Origin of the sequence: Acidaminobacter sp. (assembly GCF_030247605.1) — a bacterium.
Classification (GTDB): Bacteria; Bacillota; Clostridia; order Peptostreptococcales; family Acidaminobacteraceae; genus Acidaminobacter.
Genome location: NZ_JAOTSB010000007.1, coordinates 26138 through 43673, shown reverse-complemented (window position 1 = coordinate 43673; position 17536 = coordinate 26138). Strand labels below are relative to the sequence as shown.

The window sequence follows — 17536 nt, the reverse complement described above, 5'->3', positions numbered from 1 at the left end:
CATTACTTTGTCAAGTAGGCGAGCCGCCTGAAGAGTTTGCCGATGGTATTAAAAGTCAGCTTCAAGCACAACCATTCAGTCAGCTTGCCAAATTTCCTGTAAAATAGGTTAAAGGCCAAATATGGGATCCACTGCCTCTTGTGTCTGGGAAGGCGCTTGAAGATGTTTTTGAAACTGTAGACTTCTTTGTAAATCCACAGATAGCCGCTGTATAACTCCTCTGGAGTCATGTTTTTTGGTTTATAAACCACATGGGAGGTGTTGTAGTGGGATAGGTTGAAATCTGTGATTCTATTTTGGTTCATGAAAGCGTCGTGCAGTTTCGTGCCCGGGTAGGGTGTCAGAATATGTGAGGTGACCGTCTCTATTTTGTTTCGGACGATCCACTCTAAGGTGTTTTCAAATACCGTTTGGTCGTCTTCATCCAGGCCAAAGACAAAGCTGGCGTTGACCATGATGCCTCTATTGTGGAGGGCTTCCACCAACCGCTCATAGTTTGACACACAATTTTGCGTCTTATGGACAGCGCCTACAGCGGCGCTGTTTATGCTTTCAAAGCCTATAAACAGGCTTTTGCAGCCGGTGTCCCTCATGTCGTCCAGGAGGTCGGGCATGTCCACAATGTTGGAAGAGACAGCGGCGCTCCATTTCAGTTTCAGCGGTTTGATCGCACTGATGAAATGTTTGGTCCAGGCTGGATTGCCTATGAAATTGTCATCAATGAACATGATGTGCCTGGTTTTAAGCGCTGCTATATCCCGCAGGACATCCTCCACAGGCCTGTTGAGAAATACCTTCTCTGCATGCTGGCAGCTGTTGTAGCAGAAGTCGCATTTGAAGGGGCACCCGCGGCTTGAAGTGATGATATTGGTATAGAGGTATTTGTCCGGATCGACGCAGTCATAACCGGGTGAGGCAATGTCACCGGCGGGCAGGTTGTCTTTGTCGTGGTAGGTTTTTTTAAGTGTTTTGCGTTCTGCATCTTTTAGTATTATTGGCCAGACGCGCTCTGCCATGCCTATGCAAATGGCATCGAAGCTGTCTGCTGCGCTCTCCGGATCTGAGGTGATGTGAATCCCGCCAGCAATGACGGGTATGCCTCGGGCGCGGAAGGCTTTTGAAATTTCAGCGGCCCGGTTCATGACGTCGACAGTGACCGTGATGGCGACCAGATCTGCAGGGTCGTCAAAATTTAGGGTCTCTACATTTTCGTTTTCAATGACGATCTCATGGGTCTCAGGTGTCAGATTTGCCAGGGTAAGGAGCGCCAGGGACGGTGCCATTCTCGTTTTAAGCTGGGTATCCATGGGCCGCGGCAGCATGGCGGGTTGGATTAATTTGATTTTCATAAAAGCCTCCGGGGGAGCATCTCAAAATTATGAGGTTGGTTGAAAGGTATTTTTTGAAAATGACAGCCTGACAGAATTGTCAATCCGCCCTAAACTCCAGAATATCTCCCGGTTGGCAGTCCAGAGCTTTACAGATGGCCTCCAGCGTGGAAAACCGGATGGCTTTTGCTTTGCCGTTCTTTAAGATGGAGAGGTTGGCCATGGTAATGCCGACTTTTTCAGTCAGCTCTGTTACACTCATTTTTCGTTTGGCCAACATTACATCGATATTAATAATAATTGCCATGTCCATCACCTCACACTGTCAAGTCATTTTCTTCTTTGATATCAATAGCATCCTGGAGCAATCGCTCCAGCACCGCGGCAAAGACGCCCACCACGGATGAGGCGAAGATGAAAATTAAAGGCAGTCCCATGAGCCCCGGTGCGTCATCTGCATCCGCGATTGGAATGAGAAACGGGATCAGTACCGCGTAGATCAAGCTGATGGAAAAGGCAAATTGCTTGATCTGTTTCAGAACAGTGACAGACAGTGAGGAGAACGCTTTGTTCTGGTCGATATAACTCAGCAGACGAAAGGCTTTGAAAAGTATGGCGAAAAACAAACCTGCCGCCAGGTAAGCGCCTATGGTGACTGGCACACGCAGATAATCTATGGCATGCGGCAGCCAAAACAGGCAGATTGCCAGCACTGGCAGGCCAATGAGGACCACGGCGATCCTCAGGTAAAGCGTAGAATAACGTTTCATAAAGTCACCTCACAAGTATTTGGTGAGTTTATTTTAACACGAATATATCGAAAAACAATATATAATTATTGATAATAGTTTAAAATTTGTTGTTTTTTGAACTGAATGGGCTTAAGTCCGGATGGCTGAAGGCGCAAAAAAAATCCCTCAACCATTTGGAAGGAGGGAATTTTATTGTTATTGGGATTTCGATTATTATTCTGTATCGTGGACTGAGTCTTTAAACAAATGGATGAGATAGTTCTGCTTTTCGTTTAAGATCCGAATTATTCTGACGCTGTTCAAACTTGTCCTGTAAAAAACAAAATTTTTTTCCGTAAATATATAATAATAGTCAGTTGGTGCATCTATCATTTTACTTAAAGAAGCACCAGACAATGGGAAAATCTCAAGACGGGAAATGTCGGATGTGATCTGTTTCAAAATCTTTTTTGCTGTGTTTTCGCTATGCTGAATGGTGAGATACTCAATAAGTTGCTGTAAATCCTCAAGCGCTGATGGTGAATATTCGATTATAATCATGCTATAAACCTAAAGCTGCATCTACATCTTCAGGTGAAAGCCATCCTTTTTCTCTAGCGGATTTTTCGCCTTCTTCCAGCTTTGATAACAGTCTGATAGTTGCTTTTAGTTTTTCCAACTCGTCAATTTTTATTATTGCATATTCGCCTCTGCCGTTTCTCGTTAAATAAACCGGGCTGTCCTCTCGTACTTCGTTAAGTACTTCAGAGTAATTTCTCAAGTCTGAAATTGGTCTGATTTTAGGCATTAATATCAACTCCCTATATTAATTGTAGACTATGTGCTGTTGAAAAACAATGTTAATTAACGTGCTTATTAGCATGTTTTCTCGCGTGTTAATAATTGTGTGTTTATCTACTGGAGGCTTCACTGTCTTCGCCCTGTATTAATTTAGGCGCATGAAGGAGTTTCTCAGATCAACGTCGAATAGTATTAATCTAGTAAGCATTCGAATAACCATGGATTAATTGCTAAAGCTAAGTGAATATGCAGTTCGAGGAGGAATCCCCATGCCGCGTTCTGATGGCCGCCGCATTAAAAGTCTCAGTCCTTTTGTAAAAATAATGCCCTATATCATGGAACGCAGGAGCGATGCTTTGATCTACCACAAGCAAACCCTTGTAACGGAGCACATAGACGACTACATTCACGCCAAACGCGAAAGCGGCGTCAAAATGAATTATATGCATGTCTTTATTGCGGTTTTTGTCCGTGTCCTGGCACAACGGCCTCAAATCAACCGATTCGTCATGAATGGCCGCTATTATGCCAGGAACCATATTTCAATCTCAATGGCCGTTAAGCGCTCCCTGCATGATGATGGAGAAGAAACCACGGTTAAATTCATGTTTACCGGTAAAGAGTCCATTTTTGAAATTGCGCAGATTGTAGATGACGTCATCCGTGAAAATCTTGGGGACACACAAAACGAGACAGATCAACTGGCGGCAAAATTCATGTCGTTGCCTGGCCCCATGGTCAAAGCTGCTGTGAGGACGGTAAAATGGCTTGACCGGCATAATCTCATGCCGGCAGGGATCATCAAGGCCAGTCCGTTTCATACGAGCTTGTTTTTTACTTATTTAAAGTCGATCAAGCTCGATTATATCTATCACCATCTTTATGATTTTGGAACCACCGGCGTCTTTATTGCATTGGGCAAAATTAAAAAAATGCCAATCGTTGAAAATGATGTCGTCGTAGAAAAATCCGTCTGTGAGCTTGGGTATGTCTTGGATGAAAGATTATGCGACGGTCTCTATTTCGCCAACACGTTCAAGCTGGCGAAAAAGTACCTCGAAGATCTGACGCTACTCGAAACACCCCTGGAAGCAATTAAAGAAGATGTGGAGTAAGGCTGTATTGAGTGATAAATGAGGAAGGCCGTCACGGGAGTGACGGCCTTCTTTTCAAGTGGAAGGGGACGCGGACAACTTTTGAGCTGGCCACGCGGACGGTAATATTTTTTGTGCCAGAGCATGCGATAATAATTCTCGCTGCGGCCAAAAGTGAACGGTTATATTACATAAGCACCCCCGTCCCCAAATTCGTTTTTGTCCGCGTCCCCAACCTTACTATTTTTCTAAAACCGGTGTTTTTCTAACCTTTGTCGCCTGTTCAAACCCGTAGGCTGCCTCAATCAGGACGGGTTCACACCATGGCCGGGCAAAGAGCTCTATGCCCACAGGCACGCCAATTGGCGCTGTGTCTGTAGGCTCGGAGAAGCCGGCAGGCACCACGACAGACGGGAAGCCGGTCACAGCCCCGAGGACCCCGTTTCGATCCACCTGTGAGCCGCCTACGGGCACTACAAGGCGCTTTTGATGCGGGAAGACAATCAGGTCGAGGCCATGCTGTGCCATGAGCGCCAAAACCTGATCCTGTAGCCGGCGCCGCTGATCCATCCGTATACGGTATTCCTCACTATCGGTTGAAAGTGTCGCTGCAGTTTTCAAGTTCTCTTCAATGCCCGGATCGTAAAGGCCGCTTTGTAGAAGCGCCTCTATGGAATGATATGGTGTTTTGTCGCCGAGTCCCTCAAGATAAGCCCCAAGGTCCCGCTTCAAGTCATAGAGGTGAACGCTGGTTTCGGAAATCAGCCTGCCGGAATCCAGCGGGGCATCCAGCTCTAAAAGCCGCGCGCCTTCCGTTTCCAAGACCTTTAAAGCCTCAGTCATGACGCGGTTTACCGGCGCGTGCACAGCTTCGTTGCCGAAGAAGCTTCTCAAGACGCCTATAGTTTTACCCCGCAGCCCGTTTGGCGTCAAAAAAGCAGTGTAGGAAGATTCCGCCGGACTTTTGCCAAGAGACGTCTCTGTCAGTGGATCCAAGGGATCACAGCCTACCAGAGCATCCAAGGTCTTAACTGCGTCCTCCACTGTCCTTGTTATTGGCCCCGCCGTATCCTGTGTCAATGAATAGGGCACTATGCCGCTTCGGCTTACCAGCCCAAGCGTTGGCCTGAATCCCACCAGACAGCAGGCGCTCGCCGGCGACCGAACAGAATTTACAGTATCTGTCCCAATGCCAATCACTCCGAAATTTGCAGCAATGCCAGCACCTGTCCCGCCGCTGGATCCCCCCGGTGTCCGCGTTAGATCATAAGGATTCAGTGTCTGTCCCAACACGGAGCTTACCGTTTCACCCCATACTGCGAACTCGTGCAGGTTCATTTTGGCGAGAATGACAGCCCCTGCCGCCTGCAGCCGTTTCACAATCCAGCCATCCTCATCCGGCGTCACCCCCACAAGTGCTTTACAGCCTGCTGTTGTGGGCATAAAGCTGGTATCCACGTTGTCTTTCAGCAGCACCGGAATCCCGTGGAGCGGCCCTGTCAGCCCACCCCGCTCAAAGGCTGCGTCCAGTGCCTTGGCCTGATCCAGGACCAGAGGATTTACCTGAATTACCGCGTTGATTTTTGGACCCTTTTGATCATAGCGCTCGATCCGTTCGAGATACATGCGGACAAGTGCCTCACACGTCAGCCTGCCTGCCCTCATAGCTTCATGTAGGCGTTCAATAGTCGCTTCCAAAAACTCCTTCTCCAAATTCAAACGCTCCGCCTCCCGGTTCAATGGTTTAAGACCATTATACACCCCTTGAATGTATATTAAACCGTTGCCAAGCGACAATCAGAGGTGAGACTTAAGTCGCTTTTTTGAAATCGCCATACAATTTGGCGTCAAAAATGTTATATTGTTATAATGTAACTATTGGTTACGAAAGCTTAAATTTCAGGAGGACCAATATGCAAAAGGAAGTATTTAAGGGGAGCATCCTTTTTGGACCCGTTCCGGTGGCCCTTGTCACGACCATCGGCGAAAAAGGGGAACCTAATGTGTTTACGGTGGGGTGGATTGGCGTGGCGTGCACGAAGCCGCCTATGCTGTCCATAGCAATTCGAAAAGAGCGGGCGTCCCATGGCAACCTGATGCGTCATCCCGAATGCGTGGTCAATCTCCCAACCCGGGAGATGGTGCAGGCGGTGGATTTCTGCGGCGTCAGAAGTGCGGTTCAGGTCGATAAGATTGCGCATTGTAAATTTGAACTTGAACCCGGCATCGCGGTGAGCGTGCCCTCGATCCAGTCTTGCCCAATAGCACTGGAGTGTGTGGTGCGCAGTGTGACACCGCTGGGGACCCATGACCTGTTTCTCGTGGAGGTATTGAAAAACAAGGTAGATCAGGCTTTGATCGATGGGGACGGCAAGATTCACATGGAAAAGGGCAATCCTATCACCTATCTGCACGGAACCTATTATGCCCTTGGCGGGAAGCCTATTGGCAGCTTTGGGTTTTCCGTGGCCAGGCGGAAGGCGGCCAAGGAGAAGGTCAGCCATCTTCTAAGGCCATCCGGTTTGAGCCACGGCGACAATCCAAAACCAAAACCAAAACAAAAATCAAAATCAATGAAAGGCAGGTAATGCAATGCAAACCTGGATCTTATATCTGACCGCTTTAGGGCTGCTGGCATTTTCCTGGAAGAAGGACAAGAAAAAGACTAAAATGGCGCTCAAAAAAGCGCTGAAATCCTTTGAAAACATTTTACCTCAGATTTTGGGCGTCATCACCCTGGTCGGGGTCATGCTGGCGCTTCTCAATCCCGAGGTGATCAGCCGTTTGATTGGCGGCGACTCCGGCTGGATTGGCGTGACGGCTGCGGCGCTGGTAGGCGGGATCACGCTGATTCCGGGCTTCATTGCCTTCCCCACGGCGGCGATGCTGCTGGAGCGGGGTGCCGGCTACATGCAGATTGCAGCGTTCATTTCGTCCCTGATGATGGTGGGCGTGATGACATTTTCCATTGAGAGCAGATATTTCAGCAGGAAAGCGGCTCTGATCCGGAATCTGTCCGCCTTCGTTTTTTCTTTCCTGGTCGCAATTGTCATAGGAAAGGTCATGGGTGAGTTTTAATGGAGGAGAAGATGAAGAAAAACACAACTCAAGGATCAGATCAAGGCCCCGGAGGTCAGCCGCAAAAAAAGGTGCCGCTGATCAAACGGTATGCTTTTTTCCTGGTGACTGCTGCTCTCCTCATTGTTTTATTCCTGGTCAGTCCCGCCCAGGGTGAGACCGCTGCGTTAATGACAGGCAAAAGTCTTCTGGAAATGCTGACCATCATTCCGCCAATTTTTCTGCTGCTTGGGCTATTGGACGTCTGGGTGCCGAGAGAACTGCTCATCCGTTATATGGGACCCGGCTCGGGTCTGCGCGGCGTTCTTCTTGGAATTCTGATTGGTTCTGCAGCTGCAGGGCCGCTCTACGGAGCGTTTCCGGTCGCAGCGGTGCTCATGAAAAAGGGCGCGAGCTTCAAGAACGTCATGATCTTTATGGGTGCATGGTCCACCACAAAAATTCCGATGGTCCTTTTCGAGATTTCCTCTCTGGGGAGAACCTTTGCGTTGACGCGGCTGGCCGCAAGCCTGGCAGGCATTTTCATCATCACGCTGGTGGTAGACCGCATGCTCACTGCAGAGGAGAAGGCGGGCATCTATGCCAAGGCGGCAGAATTCTAGGAAAGGAAACTGGGTGTCAGACACCCGGTTTCTCTTTTTTTGAATCCGGGTGTCTGACACCCAGTTCCCGCCGACACCCAGTTCCCGCCGACACCCAGTTCCCGCCGACACCCAGTTCCCGCCGACACCCAGTTCCCGCCGACACCCAGTTCCCGCCGACACCCAGTTCCCGCCGACACCCAGTTTCCGCCCCCAGATCCCGTGTACAATATTACCAAAATTCAAATTGGCAGAAAATTGTCGAAATTTCAGTTGACGTTCTGACTGTCAATATGCTAAGATTCAATTCAACCAAATATCGAGACACTCTTATCAAGAGCGGCGGAGGGACAGGCCCTGTGAAGCCCGGCAACCAGCAGTCATGCATGGTGCTAATTCCTGCAGCGAAAGTATTTTCGCTGACAGATGAGTGAGGATCCGACCATGTGATTATCGACCTCTTTCATCAAAGGGGTCTTTTTATTTGGAAAAATCACAAAAAGGAGAAATGAACATGACAGACACAACTTACAGATTCGAAACCCTTCAGGTCCACGCGGGTCAGGAACCGGACCCGGTTACTGGCTCCAGAGCCGTGCCCATTTATCAAACCTCGTCCTATGTCTTCAGGGATGTGAACCACGCAGCAGATCTCTTCGCTTTGAAGGAAGCCGGCAACATCTATACGCGCATCATGAACCCTACGACGGATGTCCTCGAAAAGCGCATTGCAGCCCTGGAGGGCGGCATTGGCGCTTTGGCGGTCGCCTCCGGATCAGCGGCAGTCACCTATGCCATCATGAATATTGCCCAGGCAGGGGACGAGATTGTCTCGGCAGCGACGCTCTACGGCGGCACGTATAACCTTTTCAAGCTGACTTTCCCTAAATACGGCATCGTGACCCGCTTTGTCCAGCCGGACGACCCTGAGAACTTCAGAGCGGCCATCAACGAGAAGACGAAGGCGATTTATATTGAGTCCATCGGCAACCCGGGTATTAACCTGATCGATTTCAAAGCCGTGGCGGCCATTGCCCACGAGCACGGACTGCCGCTGATTGTGGACAACACCTTCGCGACGCCTTACCTGTTCAGGCCCTTCGACTACGGCGCGGACATCATTATCCACTCGGCGACGAAGTTTATAGGCGGCCATGGGACGACCATCGGCGGACTGATTGTGGACTCGGGCAAGTTTGACTGGGCGGCTTCCGGGAAGTTCCCGGGACTGACTGAGCCGGATCCGAGCTACAACGGCATACGCTACGCGTCAGATGTCGGGCCTGCGGCGTATATCATCAAAGCCAGAGTCCAGCTCCTCAGAGACACCGGCGCCTGCATCAGCCCGTTCAACTCGTTCCTGCTGCTCCAGGGCCTTGAGACCTTGTCCCTGCGCGTGGAGCGCCACGTTGAGAACGCCCAGAAGATCGCCAGATTCCTCGAAGCCCATCCGCTGGTCAGCTGGGTCAGCCATCCAGACCTGGAGAGCAATCCGTACCATGGCCTTGCGAAGACCTACTTCCCGCGGGGCTGCGGCTCCATCTTCACCTTTGCCATCAAGGGCGGCCTCGAGGCGGGCGTCAAGTTCATTGAAAGTCTCAAGCTGTTTTCTCTGCTTGCTAACGTGGCAGACGCGAAGTCCCTGATTATCCACCCGGCCAGCACGACTCATGCTCAGCTGGATCCGGATGCCCAAAAGGCGGCGGGCGTCACGCCGGATCTGTTCAGGATCTCAATTGGCATTGAAAACGCGCAGGATCTGATCGAGGATTTGGACCAGGCTCTGAAGGCGTCCATGAACGTATAAAGTACTGCTGCCGATGGTCGCGAAGCCGGCATTCCCGGGTTTCGAAACCATTGGCAAAAATTATCTTTTAATCCTAACCTGCAATCTGCCGCGCGGCCGGGCTTGAATTTGGCCAATTTCCGACGCGGTTATTGCCTAAAATCTAGGAGGCGACCCAATGCCTGTCATCATTCCAAACGATTTGCCCGCCGCGAGTATCCTTGCGGCTGAAAATATTTTTACCATGACGGAGTTTCGCGCGACCCATCAGGACATACGACCCCTTCGCATCGCGATCCTGAACCTGATGCCAACCCGCGAGACCACAGAGACGCAGCTCCTCAGAGTGCTTGGAAATTCACCTATCCAGACGGAGGTCGTCCTGGTGCGACTGGAGTCCCATGAATACAAAAACACGTCCTCTGAATATCTGGACCGCTTCTATGTGCCTTTTTCCCAGATTGAGCACCAGAAGTTTGACGGGCTGATTATTACCGGCGCCCCGGTCGAAAACCTGGAATTTGAGGAAGTGGGCTACTGGCCGGAGCTCGCCAAAATTCTGGACTGGAGCCGGCATCACGGCTTCGCCACATTGCATATCTGCTGGGGCGCGCAGGCGGCATTATACCAGCATTACGGCATTCCTAAGCTGCCTCTTCCGGAAAAGTGCTTCGGTGTCTTTGAGCATAAGGCCACGGTACAAAACTGCAAGCTGCTGAGGGGCTTTGATGATGTCTTCTACATTCCGCAGTCCAGGCATACCACCGTCAGCGTAGAGGACGTCAGACGGATCGATTCCCTTGAAATCGTTGCGACATCTGAAGCGTCGGGGATCGGTCTGATTGTGTCAAAAAACGGAAGAGAAATCTACGCGACAGGGCATCTGGAGTATGACCCGGAGACCCTGGGGGCTGAATATTTTCGAGATGTGAATAAAGGCATGGACATCCGAACGCCTGCCAATTATTTTCCGGATGACGACCCTTCTCGAGCACCGGTTGTCCGGTGGCGGAGTCACGCCCACCTTTTCTTTTCCAACTGGCTGAACTATTTCGTCTATCAAGAAACGCCATATAATCTAGACGAGATCGACTAAATCTTAACGGACTTTCTGATTTAGAGGTTTCTATCCGGGTATTTATTTATAGCGATGAATAGTTGCCTATTATGAACTCATCTTATGAATCGGGGAGGTTGAGCAATGAATTATGCATTTCAAATGCTGATGAACCGGCGATCTGTACGAAGTTACAGACCTGATCCGGTACCCAAGAATGTACTCGAGCGCATCATGGAAACCACAGTTTTCGCGCCGTCTGCAAGAGGCGCTCAGCCATGGCATTTCAGCGTGGTGACAGATGCTGAACTTTTAAAGCGGATCAGCGGTGTGAATCGCGAGATTGCACTTTCTTCCGGAGATGAGCGTCTGAAGGCGAGTGCGGAAGATCCGAATTTCAGCAATTTCTATAACGCGCCGGCCGTTATATTTATTTCAGCGCCGGAAGCCAAACATGCCCTGGCAGATTGTGCCAACGCCGCCGTCTACGCCAGTCTGGCGGCGACTGCCCTCGGTCTGGGATCATGCTATATTGCCTCCTTCAGACCGGCGTTTGATTCTGAGCATGGGGCAGAACTGAAGTCGGCACTGCTGATCCCGGAAGGACACAATCCGCTCTATGCCGTTGCTGTGGGATATACCTCGGGTGCAGAACCCAAAGCGGCGCCGCGGGTACAGGGCTTGGTTTCCTGGATTGGATGATTTCTGATGCGCTTAAATGGTTTGAATGTCGAGCGGAAAAACAGGCCATTAGGCGAAAACACAGGTTTTGTTCTTTCAGTCACAAAATAAAAAGGCACCGGTAACGGCGTTTTTATCCGTTATCAGTGCCTTTTTCGCACTTTAGTTAATGTGAAACGACCTTAGGAAGCTCTTTGGCTTGAGCAACCCAGTCTTCCACTTGCTTAAGAACAGGTAGTTTCCTGACTAAATTTTTAGCTTCGTTGATCTCGGTCATTTTAACGAGGAGATTTTCAGGCTTTCTCTGAGCGAGCTCAGGAACTGTATCAACGCCAGCGGCTTCGAGCAATTCAGCGTATTCGCCGCCAATCCCTTTGACGCGCATGAGGTCCACATGGTTAACCCATTTTAGAATGAGCTTCTCAGAAATGTCACATTCTGCTGCGAGTGCGGCTCTCCCTTTCTTTGTAGCGCCTTTTTCCATCAGTGTTGAAGTAGAGCTGACGCCCGCGGCTTTCAGTTTCGCTTCAAAAGCTTCTCCAACGCCTTCAATGATGCTGAGTGATGCCATAACTACACCTCCAAAATGTATTTGTCTTATTCTTACTACAAATTTAGGAAGTTGAAACATAATATTATTATTTGTAACCTTAAGCTCGAAAAAATCTTTTATAAAATCAAAAAAAATGCAAATGTTTATACAGTTATTTAGCAGTTTTCACTTGTTATTTCTTAAACATTGTGAGATGATAGGGAAGCAGAATTCGTCGCGCTTCTTGTACTTGAGAGGCGTCTTTTTCTGTCAAAGTATACGAATAAAGGAGGGAACGTTTTCATTCGATTGAAAAACGGATGGAACGGAAATGAGTGAGCAAACAAGAAGTACAGTCAGTGATGGTTAAGGTCGCAGACCCAAGCGCGTTAGGTCTTTTTGGCCTCGCAATGGTAACGCTGGTAGCATCAACCCAAAAGATGGGTGTCACTACAGGCCTTTCCTATGTTATCCCTTGGGCAATCTTCCTTGGTGCCTTTGCGCAGTTGATGGCCGGTGTTTTCGATTATAAAAAAGACAACCTTTTTGGCGGCACAGCTTTTTGCGCTTATGGATTCTTTTGGCTTGCAGTAGCATCCAGCTGGCTGATTAATCTCGGCGTTTTCGGCGAAACTTTAAAAGGCGCTGTGGACACACACCAGTTAGGTTACGCATTTTTCGGGTATCTTATTTTCTCGGTGATCATGACGGTTGGCGCAACGCAAACCAACAAAGTGCTTTTGCTTGACTTCATTTTTATTGATCTCCTTTTCATTGGTCTCGGCTTCAGTACCCTTGGCATAGCAGAGCATACAATGCATAATCTTGCAGCTTACTCCGAACTTATAATTTCCTTCATTTCCTTCTATGGTGTGGCGGCAAATGTCATCAACCACATGTTTAAGCGCGTGGTATTGCCTGTTGGAAAGCCTGTCAAATTTGGCGCTGCTAAGAGGGCTGTCCTTTCCGAGACTGGCAGCAAGGCATAATTTTTAAAAAAGTGTTGTACTGTATACATGATATAGAATGCATGATTCAAAACAACATTGAGTTAATTTTAAATAAATAGCTTGAGCGGCTTTTCAGCGGCTTACAGGAAATGCGGTTGAAAGTCCTTGTCGGAGTTTCAGCCGCATTTTTTATTTTGAAAAGAAGGTGCCTAATGTGTCCGTATTTACACCCAAATTATTTACGACTTTAAAGAGCTATACCAAGGAATTGTTTATCAAGGATTTGACAGCCGGTGTGATTGTTGCGATCATTGCGCTGCCGTTGTCCATTGCCCTGGGCATAGCTTCCGGCGTTACACCTGAGCAGGGTTTGTTTACGGCAATAATCGCCGGATTCCTTATTTCAATGCTGGGCGGCAGCAGGGTACAGATTGGCGGCCCGACCGGCGCGTTCATGGTCATTGTGTATGGCATTGTCATGGAATTTGGCATGAATGGCTTGATTACCGCCACCCTTATGGCAGGCGTTATGATGATGGCCATGGGATTCTTACGACTTGGAAGCATTATCAAATTTATCCCTTATCCTATAACGACAGGATTCACTACAGGTATTGCAGTCACCATCTTTACATCGCAAATCAAAGACTTTTTAGGTCTTCAATTAGAACATAATCCCGCGGAGTTTCTTGAGAAAGTCTCAGTTTACGCGGAACATATAGATACAGTAAATTGGAACAGCGTCCTGATTGGCGCGCTGTCGCTGGCGATCCTCATCTTCTGGCCCAAAGTAAGCCGCAAGGTGCCGGGGAGCCTGATCGCGCTGATTGTGGCAACTGTGGTGGTTCAGGTAACGGGGATGGATGTCGCGACTATTGGATCAACCTTTGGGGAATTGTCTTCCAAAATACCAACACCGCAGATTCCAACTGTATCCCTGTCAGAGATGCGCATGCTGATTGGACCTGCCTTTACAATTGCGATTCTGGGTTCTATTGAGTCCTTGCTGTCGGCAGTGGTGGCAGATGGCATTATTGGTTCTAAGCACCGGTCCAACATGGAGCTTGTAGCTCAGGGGGTCGCGAATATTGCTTCCGGGCTTTTTGGCGGCATACCGGCAACGGGGGCAATCGCAAGAACCGTGGCCAATATCAAAAATGGCGGTTCAACGCCGGTTGCAGGTATGGTGCATGCGGTAGTGCTGCTGCTCATTATGCTGCTCTTTATGCCGCTGGCCAAAATGATCCCGCTTGCTGCCCTGGCGGCGATCCTGATTATAGTCGCCTACAACATGAGTGACTGGCGTGAGTTTATCGAATATTTTCATGCTCCTAAAAGCGACCTCTTGGTACTGCTAACGACCTTTTTCATCACGGTGATCTTTGATCTTGTACTGGCCATTGAGATTGGCATGGTCCTCGCCGCGTTCCTGTTCATGAAACGTATGAGCGATGTCGCTGAAGTCAATTCAGTGGTTTTGGATTCCGGCGAAGAGACAGACCAGGATACAGAGAGCCGGGGAAAAGCGGGGCTCAGTTTCCGTGAAGGGCTCTCCCTTCCAAAGGGTGTCATAGCTTACGAAATCAGCGGACCGTTTTTCTTTGGCGCAGCGGATAAGTTTCTGGACAACCTGACAGATCTGGATGCTCATGCCAAAGCGGTGCTGCTGATTATGACCAGGGTGCCGGCCATGGACGCAACAGCGCTGTTCGCTTTCAGATCTTTTAAACAGATGTGCAATCGCCGCAAGGTGGCGCTTTATATCATAGGCATCAACGAGCAGCCGTGGTCAGTGCTTGAAAAAGCAGGCGTTATTGAAAAAATTGGAGCGGAACATTTTTACCCCAATTTGGAGATGGCGCTTAAGCAGATTGGATAATTGATGTGGAGGACGGTGTCGGCGGCTTTAGCCTGTTGACCCCGTCTTCTGTCTTGAAACAGTGGAAAAGGTGTCAGACACCATCTTCCATCAAACAATCAAAAAAAGCAAACGACCTTAAAGCATTCTTCTCGCTTTAAGGTCGTTACTCGTTTAAGTCATGCATCTCGCGGCTAATGTCGCCTGGAAGATCTGACACTTTGGATACCTCCCTGATTCGTACTAAAACACACTATTAGGCCATTGAATTCATAGGGATCAGTACTGGGTACTTCAGCGAAACAATTAAAAAAGATCATCCATGCGGCCTGCGCCAAAGAAATTCAAAGTGGTTTGCATCTCATAGAGGTATTGCGCTTCTGTCAAAGCCGTTTCTGTCGATTTTGTTTCCTTCACGGTTGAATACTCTTCATAATTTAAGCTGTCCTGATACATAAATCTTCCTCCTCGTAGTTGTTTGATGGGTTTTGTTTGCCTTTCAAGACTGCGCGCTGCATGATTCAATAAAAAAGCCCCTGCGCATCTCTGCACAAGGGCGTTTTACCGCGGTACCACCTTGTTAGTACGCGCGTTGACGCGTACCACTCTATGCTCATTTTCTTCGAAAACAAGCTTCCTGTAACGCCGGAAAGCGGAATCAGCCTACTCTTCAAAATTTCAGCTGTTCACTCCAGAGGGATGTTCAAACGGGAATCAGTACCGGCTCTCAGCGCCGCCGGCTCTCTGTAACTGAAGGCTCTCGTCTTCGTTCTCTGTCATCGATTTGAATATTATAAAATGTACAATATCAAGAAATCGGACAAAAGTCAACGCTATTCACGAAAAATTCCGAAAATTTAGAGGACTTCCACAAAAATTTTATAAAAAATCCGTTTCCGAAATCTGAAAGTTAATTTACAAGGGTTCCAACAACCGGAATACCCTTCAGTTTTGATACGCCGTGAGGGGAAACGGACTTGATCTCTTCAGTCAGATCCTGACCGGCTTCAAAGCCGTTGTGGTCCCCATTTTTCCAAAATGAGACCTCGGTGACATCATAAATGACACCATCCACTGCAATATATGCTGGCTGTCCGTCTTTGCCGTTAAAAGCGCTTAGCTCATCTGCGGTCATTTCAACAGGCTCAGCGGCCGGTTCCTCAGAGTTTGCCGCAGGCTGAGAACAGGCGGTAACCAGAACCAGGGACAGCAGCAGCAGTCCCATCAGCATCCAGGTACGATTTTGCCTTAAGGTTTTCATAACAACGCCTCCTATCCGTGTATTAAATGTGTGTCAGGTTTCACATAAGAAAGCCAGTTGAAGCTGATTGGAATTACGCTATAAATACCCATTGATAATTGTTTTCAATCGATTATTTTATGCGCCATTATGCTATAATGACAGAAAGAATTGGAGAATTATGGTCGTCACAGTGAGCGGCCCCAGCACTTTGGGGTGGTCACCCGCATCAGAGCCGCAGATAAGGGAGAGGGATTGATGACACAGCATAATTTATGGATTGCCAAAAACGAGCTTGAACTTCATCTCAGAGCAGAAATGGCAAACCGGCATGGCTTGATTGCCGGTGCCACAGGAACGGGAAAAACCGTAACACTCATGGTGCTGGCAGAAGCTTTCAGCGAAATTGGCGTACCGGTTTTCCTTGCCGACGTCAAAGGCGACTTGTCGGGAATGAGCGAATCCGGCGAAGCAAAGCCCAAAATTACGGAGCGAATTCAGAGTCTGGGAATCGAAGGATTTGAATTTCATTCCTCACCGGTAAGATTTTGGGACGTCTTTGGAAAACAAGGACACCCGGTTCGTGCTACAGTTTCGGAGATGGGGCCTCTGCTGCTCTCCAGACTTCTCGATCTGAATGATACGCAAAGCGCCATCCTAAATATGGTTTTCAGAATCGCGGATGACAACGGGATGCTGCTGCTGGACCTCAAGGATCTCCGAGCGATGCTGCAATACGTTGGAGACAATGCATCAGAGTTCACAACTCAGTATGGCAACATCAGCAAAGCGAGCATAGGCGCAATCCAGAGGGGAATCCTCGTTCTGGAAGAGCAGAACGCGGAGCATTTTTTCGGTGAACCTTCGCTGGACATCAAGGATCTGATGATGACGGTGCAGGATGGCCGCGGGGTGGTCAACATTCTGGCGGCGAATGTGCTGTACCAGTACCCTGCGCTTTATTCGACCTTTTTGCTATGGATGCTGTCTGAGCTGTTTGAAGAGCTTCCTGAGGTTGGAGATCTTGAAAAGCCAAAGATGATTTTTTTCTTTGATGAAGCCCATCTTCTTTTTAAGGATGTTCCCAAAATCCTGCTCGACAAGATTGAGCAGGTGGTGCGTCTGATTCGCTCCAAGGGTGTAGGGGTCTACTTCATCACTCAAAATCCTGTCGACATACCGGATACGGTACTCGGTCAGCTTGGAAACCGGGTTCAGCATGCGCTCAGGGCGTTCACCCCTAGGGATCAGAAGGCTGTCAAAGCGGCAGCGCAAACCTTCCGTGTCAATCCAGACCTGGATGTGGAAACGGCAATTCTCGACCTGGGTGTCGGCGAAGCGCTGGTGTCCTTCCTGGATGAAAAGGGTCGACCGTCTGTAGTTCAGCGCGCCTTTATTCTCCCGCCAAAGAGCATGATTGGTCCCGCGCTGCCTGAAAAGGTTCAGAAGCTGATTGAGTCTTCTTCACTGCATGGGCGATATGAAGATGCTCTGGACCGGGAGTCCGCCTATGAAATTTTGATCAGACGGGCACAGCGGCTGAAGGAAGAGGAAGCTCAGAAGGAAGCTCTGGAACTGGAGCTTGAGGAACGCAAGGCGGCTTTTGATGAGGAAGAAAGACGCAGCAGAACGACTCGTAAAACGACGAGGTCCCAAGGGACTGCACGAAGAAGGTCGTCGGATACACCTATGGAAAAAATGGCTAAGTCCATGATGACCTCTGTTGGCAGGTCGCTCGGTACGCAGCTGGCGAGAGGGCTCCTCGGATCTATATTGAAGGGTAAATAGGATCAAGCGGTTGGCGCGTTGAAGGGTGATG

The 17536-nt window shown here is 49.0% G+C and carries 19 protein-coding genes, 1 riboswitch and 1 other annotated feature; of the genes, 10 read left to right on the top strand and 9 right to left on the bottom strand.

All coding sequences use genetic code 11. The features are described 5' to 3' along the window. Positions 1–2 precede the first annotated feature (2 nt). The 5 genes from OEL90_RS05155 to OEL90_RS05140 all read right to left on the bottom strand — a co-directional run bounded on the left by OEL90_RS05155 (position 3) and on the right by OEL90_RS05140 (position 2867). The gene (locus OEL90_RS05155; protein WP_291401037.1) at positions 3–1349 is read right to left on the bottom strand and encodes a B12-binding domain-containing radical SAM protein; all 1347 of its coding nucleotides are present in this window, start codon (positions 1347–1349) and stop codon (positions 3–5) included. Between the two features lie 79 nt (positions 1350–1428). Continuing rightward, complete coding sequence (locus tag OEL90_RS05150) at positions 1429–1635, bottom strand: helix-turn-helix domain-containing protein (protein WP_291401039.1); 207 nt, start codon at positions 1633–1635, stop codon at positions 1429–1431. Positions 1636–1645: 10 nt separating this feature from the next. Further along, positions 1646–2098 carry a DUF2975 domain-containing protein gene (locus tag OEL90_RS05145; RefSeq protein ID WP_291401040.1) on the bottom strand — a complete coding sequence of 151 codons (453 nt, stop codon included), beginning with the start codon at positions 2096–2098 and terminating at the stop codon, positions 1646–1648. A gap of 195 nt (positions 2099–2293) precedes the next feature. Beyond that, a complete protein-coding gene (locus OEL90_RS15215) occupies positions 2294–2620 on the bottom strand; it encodes a type II toxin-antitoxin system RelE/ParE family toxin (RefSeq protein ID WP_414635016.1) in 327 nt (108 codons plus the stop codon). Position 2621: 1 nt separating this feature from the next. Then, positions 2622–2867: a type II toxin-antitoxin system prevent-host-death family antitoxin gene (locus OEL90_RS05140; RefSeq protein ID WP_291401042.1), complete on the bottom strand. Its 246-nt coding sequence runs from the start codon at positions 2865–2867 to the stop codon at positions 2622–2624. Positions 2868–3129: 262 nt separating this feature from the next. Here OEL90_RS05140 and OEL90_RS05135 point away from each other — a divergent pair, with 262 nt between their 5' ends. Continuing rightward, entirely contained in the window at positions 3130–3975 is an 846-nt protein-coding gene (locus tag OEL90_RS05135; RefSeq protein ID WP_291401044.1) for a 2-oxo acid dehydrogenase subunit E2, read from the top strand. A gap of 219 nt (positions 3976–4194) precedes the next feature. Here OEL90_RS05135 and OEL90_RS05130 read toward each other — a convergent pair whose 3' ends face one another. After that, positions 4195–5673 carry an amidase family protein gene (locus OEL90_RS05130; RefSeq protein WP_291401046.1) on the bottom strand — a complete coding sequence of 493 codons (1479 nt, stop codon included), beginning with the start codon at positions 5671–5673 and terminating at the stop codon, positions 4195–4197. Positions 5674–5867: 194 nt separating this feature from the next. Between OEL90_RS05130 and OEL90_RS05125 the strand changes: the two genes are divergently transcribed. The 6 genes from OEL90_RS05125 (at position 5868) to OEL90_RS05100 (ending at position 11158) form a co-directional block, all read left to right on the top strand. Beyond that, complete coding sequence (locus tag OEL90_RS05125; protein ID WP_291401048.1) at positions 5868–6542, top strand: flavin reductase family protein; 675 nt, start codon at positions 5868–5870, stop codon at positions 6540–6542. Between the two features lie 4 nt (positions 6543–6546). Further along, positions 6547–7032 (top strand): permease, encoded by a 486-nt coding sequence (locus OEL90_RS05120; RefSeq protein WP_291401050.1) that lies wholly within the window; start codon positions 6547–6549, stop codon positions 7030–7032. 11 nt (positions 7033–7043) lie between these two features. Continuing rightward, positions 7044–7634: a permease gene (locus OEL90_RS05115; RefSeq protein WP_291401052.1), complete on the top strand. Its 591-nt coding sequence runs from the start codon at positions 7044–7046 to the stop codon at positions 7632–7634. A 306-nt stretch (positions 7635–7940) separates the two neighbouring features. Continuing rightward, positions 7941–8046, top strand: a riboswitch (SAM riboswitch). Between the two features lie 81 nt (positions 8047–8127). Continuing rightward, positions 8128–9420 (top strand): homocysteine synthase, encoded by a 1293-nt coding sequence (locus tag OEL90_RS05110; RefSeq protein WP_300687390.1) that lies wholly within the window; start codon positions 8128–8130, stop codon positions 9418–9420. 157 nt (positions 9421–9577) lie between these two features. Beyond that, positions 9578–10495 carry a homoserine O-acetyltransferase MetA gene (gene metA / locus OEL90_RS05105; protein WP_291399945.1) on the top strand — a complete coding sequence of 306 codons (918 nt, stop codon included), beginning with the start codon at positions 9578–9580 and terminating at the stop codon, positions 10493–10495. A gap of 105 nt (positions 10496–10600) precedes the next feature. Further along, positions 10601–11158, top strand: a complete 558-nt coding sequence (locus tag OEL90_RS05100; RefSeq protein WP_300687387.1) for a nitroreductase family protein — start codon at positions 10601–10603, stop codon at positions 11156–11158. A 145-nt stretch (positions 11159–11303) separates the two neighbouring features. Here OEL90_RS05100 and OEL90_RS05095 read toward each other — a convergent pair whose 3' ends face one another. After that, the gene (locus tag OEL90_RS05095) at positions 11304–11708 is read right to left on the bottom strand and encodes a DUF4332 domain-containing protein (RefSeq protein ID WP_291399941.1); all 405 of its coding nucleotides are present in this window, start codon (positions 11706–11708) and stop codon (positions 11304–11306) included. Positions 11709–12004: 296 nt separating this feature from the next. On the opposite strand from OEL90_RS05095, the gene OEL90_RS05090 reads away from it, so the two are divergent. Continuing rightward, positions 12005–12658, top strand: a complete 654-nt coding sequence (locus tag OEL90_RS05090) for an acetate uptake transporter (protein ID WP_331488107.1) — start codon at positions 12005–12007, stop codon at positions 12656–12658. Between the two features lie 175 nt (positions 12659–12833). Beyond that, positions 12834–14498, top strand: coding sequence for a SulP family inorganic anion transporter (locus OEL90_RS05085; RefSeq protein WP_300687386.1), 1665 nt, complete (start codon positions 12834–12836; stop codon positions 14496–14498). A 285-nt stretch (positions 14499–14783) separates the two neighbouring features. On the opposite strand, the gene OEL90_RS05080 is transcribed toward OEL90_RS05085, so the two are convergent. Continuing rightward, entirely contained in the window at positions 14784–14933 is a 150-nt protein-coding gene (locus tag OEL90_RS05080; protein ID WP_300687385.1) for a hypothetical protein, read from the bottom strand. Between the two features lie 93 nt (positions 14934–15026). Then, positions 15027–15266, bottom strand: a binding site (T-box leader). 121 nt (positions 15267–15387) lie between these two features. Beyond that, positions 15388–15738: a cytochrome b5 domain-containing protein gene (locus OEL90_RS05075; RefSeq protein WP_300687384.1), complete on the bottom strand. Its 351-nt coding sequence runs from the start codon at positions 15736–15738 to the stop codon at positions 15388–15390. Between the two features lie 237 nt (positions 15739–15975). Here OEL90_RS05075 and OEL90_RS05070 point away from each other — a divergent pair, with 237 nt between their 5' ends. Further along, a complete protein-coding gene (locus OEL90_RS05070) occupies positions 15976–17505 on the top strand; it encodes a helicase HerA-like domain-containing protein (RefSeq protein WP_300687383.1) in 1530 nt (509 codons plus the stop codon). Positions 17506–17536: the final 31 nt, after the last annotated feature.

What these genes read in the sequence shown, in the direction of transcription:
- OEL90_RS05155 (WP_291401037.1), bottom strand. Translation starts at nt 1,349, where the DNA reads ATGAAAATCAAATTAATCCAACCCGCCATGCTGCCGCGGCCCATGGAT.
- OEL90_RS05150 (WP_291401039.1), bottom strand. Translation starts at nt 1,635, where the DNA reads ATGGCAATTATTATTAATATCGATGTAATGTTGGCCAAACGAAAAATG.
- OEL90_RS05145 (WP_291401040.1), bottom strand. Translation starts at nt 2,098, where the DNA reads ATGAAACGTTATTCTACGCTTTACCTGAGGATCGCCGTGGTCCTCATT.
- OEL90_RS15215 (WP_414635016.1), bottom strand. Translation starts at nt 2,620, where the DNA reads ATGATTATAATCGAATATTCACCATCAGCGCTTGAGGATTTACAGCAA.
- OEL90_RS05140 (WP_291401042.1), bottom strand. Translation starts at nt 2,867, where the DNA reads ATGCCTAAAATCAGACCAATTTCAGACTTGAGAAATTACTCTGAAGTA.
- OEL90_RS05135 (WP_291401044.1), top strand. Translation starts at nt 3,130, where the DNA reads ATGCCGCGTTCTGATGGCCGCCGCATTAAAAGTCTCAGTCCTTTTGTA.
- OEL90_RS05125 (WP_291401048.1), top strand. Translation starts at nt 5,868, where the DNA reads ATGCAAAAGGAAGTATTTAAGGGGAGCATCCTTTTTGGACCCGTTCCG.
- OEL90_RS05120 (WP_291401050.1), top strand. Translation starts at nt 6,547, where the DNA reads ATGCAAACCTGGATCTTATATCTGACCGCTTTAGGGCTGCTGGCATTT.
- OEL90_RS05115 (WP_291401052.1), top strand. Translation starts at nt 7,044, where the DNA reads ATGAAGAAAAACACAACTCAAGGATCAGATCAAGGCCCCGGAGGTCAG.
- OEL90_RS05110 (WP_300687390.1), top strand. Translation starts at nt 8,128, where the DNA reads ATGACAGACACAACTTACAGATTCGAAACCCTTCAGGTCCACGCGGGT.
- metA (WP_291399945.1), top strand. Translation starts at nt 9,578, where the DNA reads ATGCCTGTCATCATTCCAAACGATTTGCCCGCCGCGAGTATCCTTGCG.
- OEL90_RS05100 (WP_300687387.1), top strand. Translation starts at nt 10,601, where the DNA reads ATGAATTATGCATTTCAAATGCTGATGAACCGGCGATCTGTACGAAGT.
- OEL90_RS05095 (WP_291399941.1), bottom strand. Translation starts at nt 11,708, where the DNA reads ATGGCATCACTCAGCATCATTGAAGGCGTTGGAGAAGCTTTTGAAGCG.
- OEL90_RS05080 (WP_300687385.1), bottom strand. Translation starts at nt 14,933, where the DNA reads ATGTATCAGGACAGCTTAAATTATGAAGAGTATTCAACCGTGAAGGAA.
- OEL90_RS05075 (WP_300687384.1), bottom strand. Translation starts at nt 15,738, where the DNA reads ATGAAAACCTTAAGGCAAAATCGTACCTGGATGCTGATGGGACTGCTG.
- OEL90_RS05070 (WP_300687383.1), top strand. Translation starts at nt 15,976, where the DNA reads ATGACACAGCATAATTTATGGATTGCCAAAAACGAGCTTGAACTTCAT.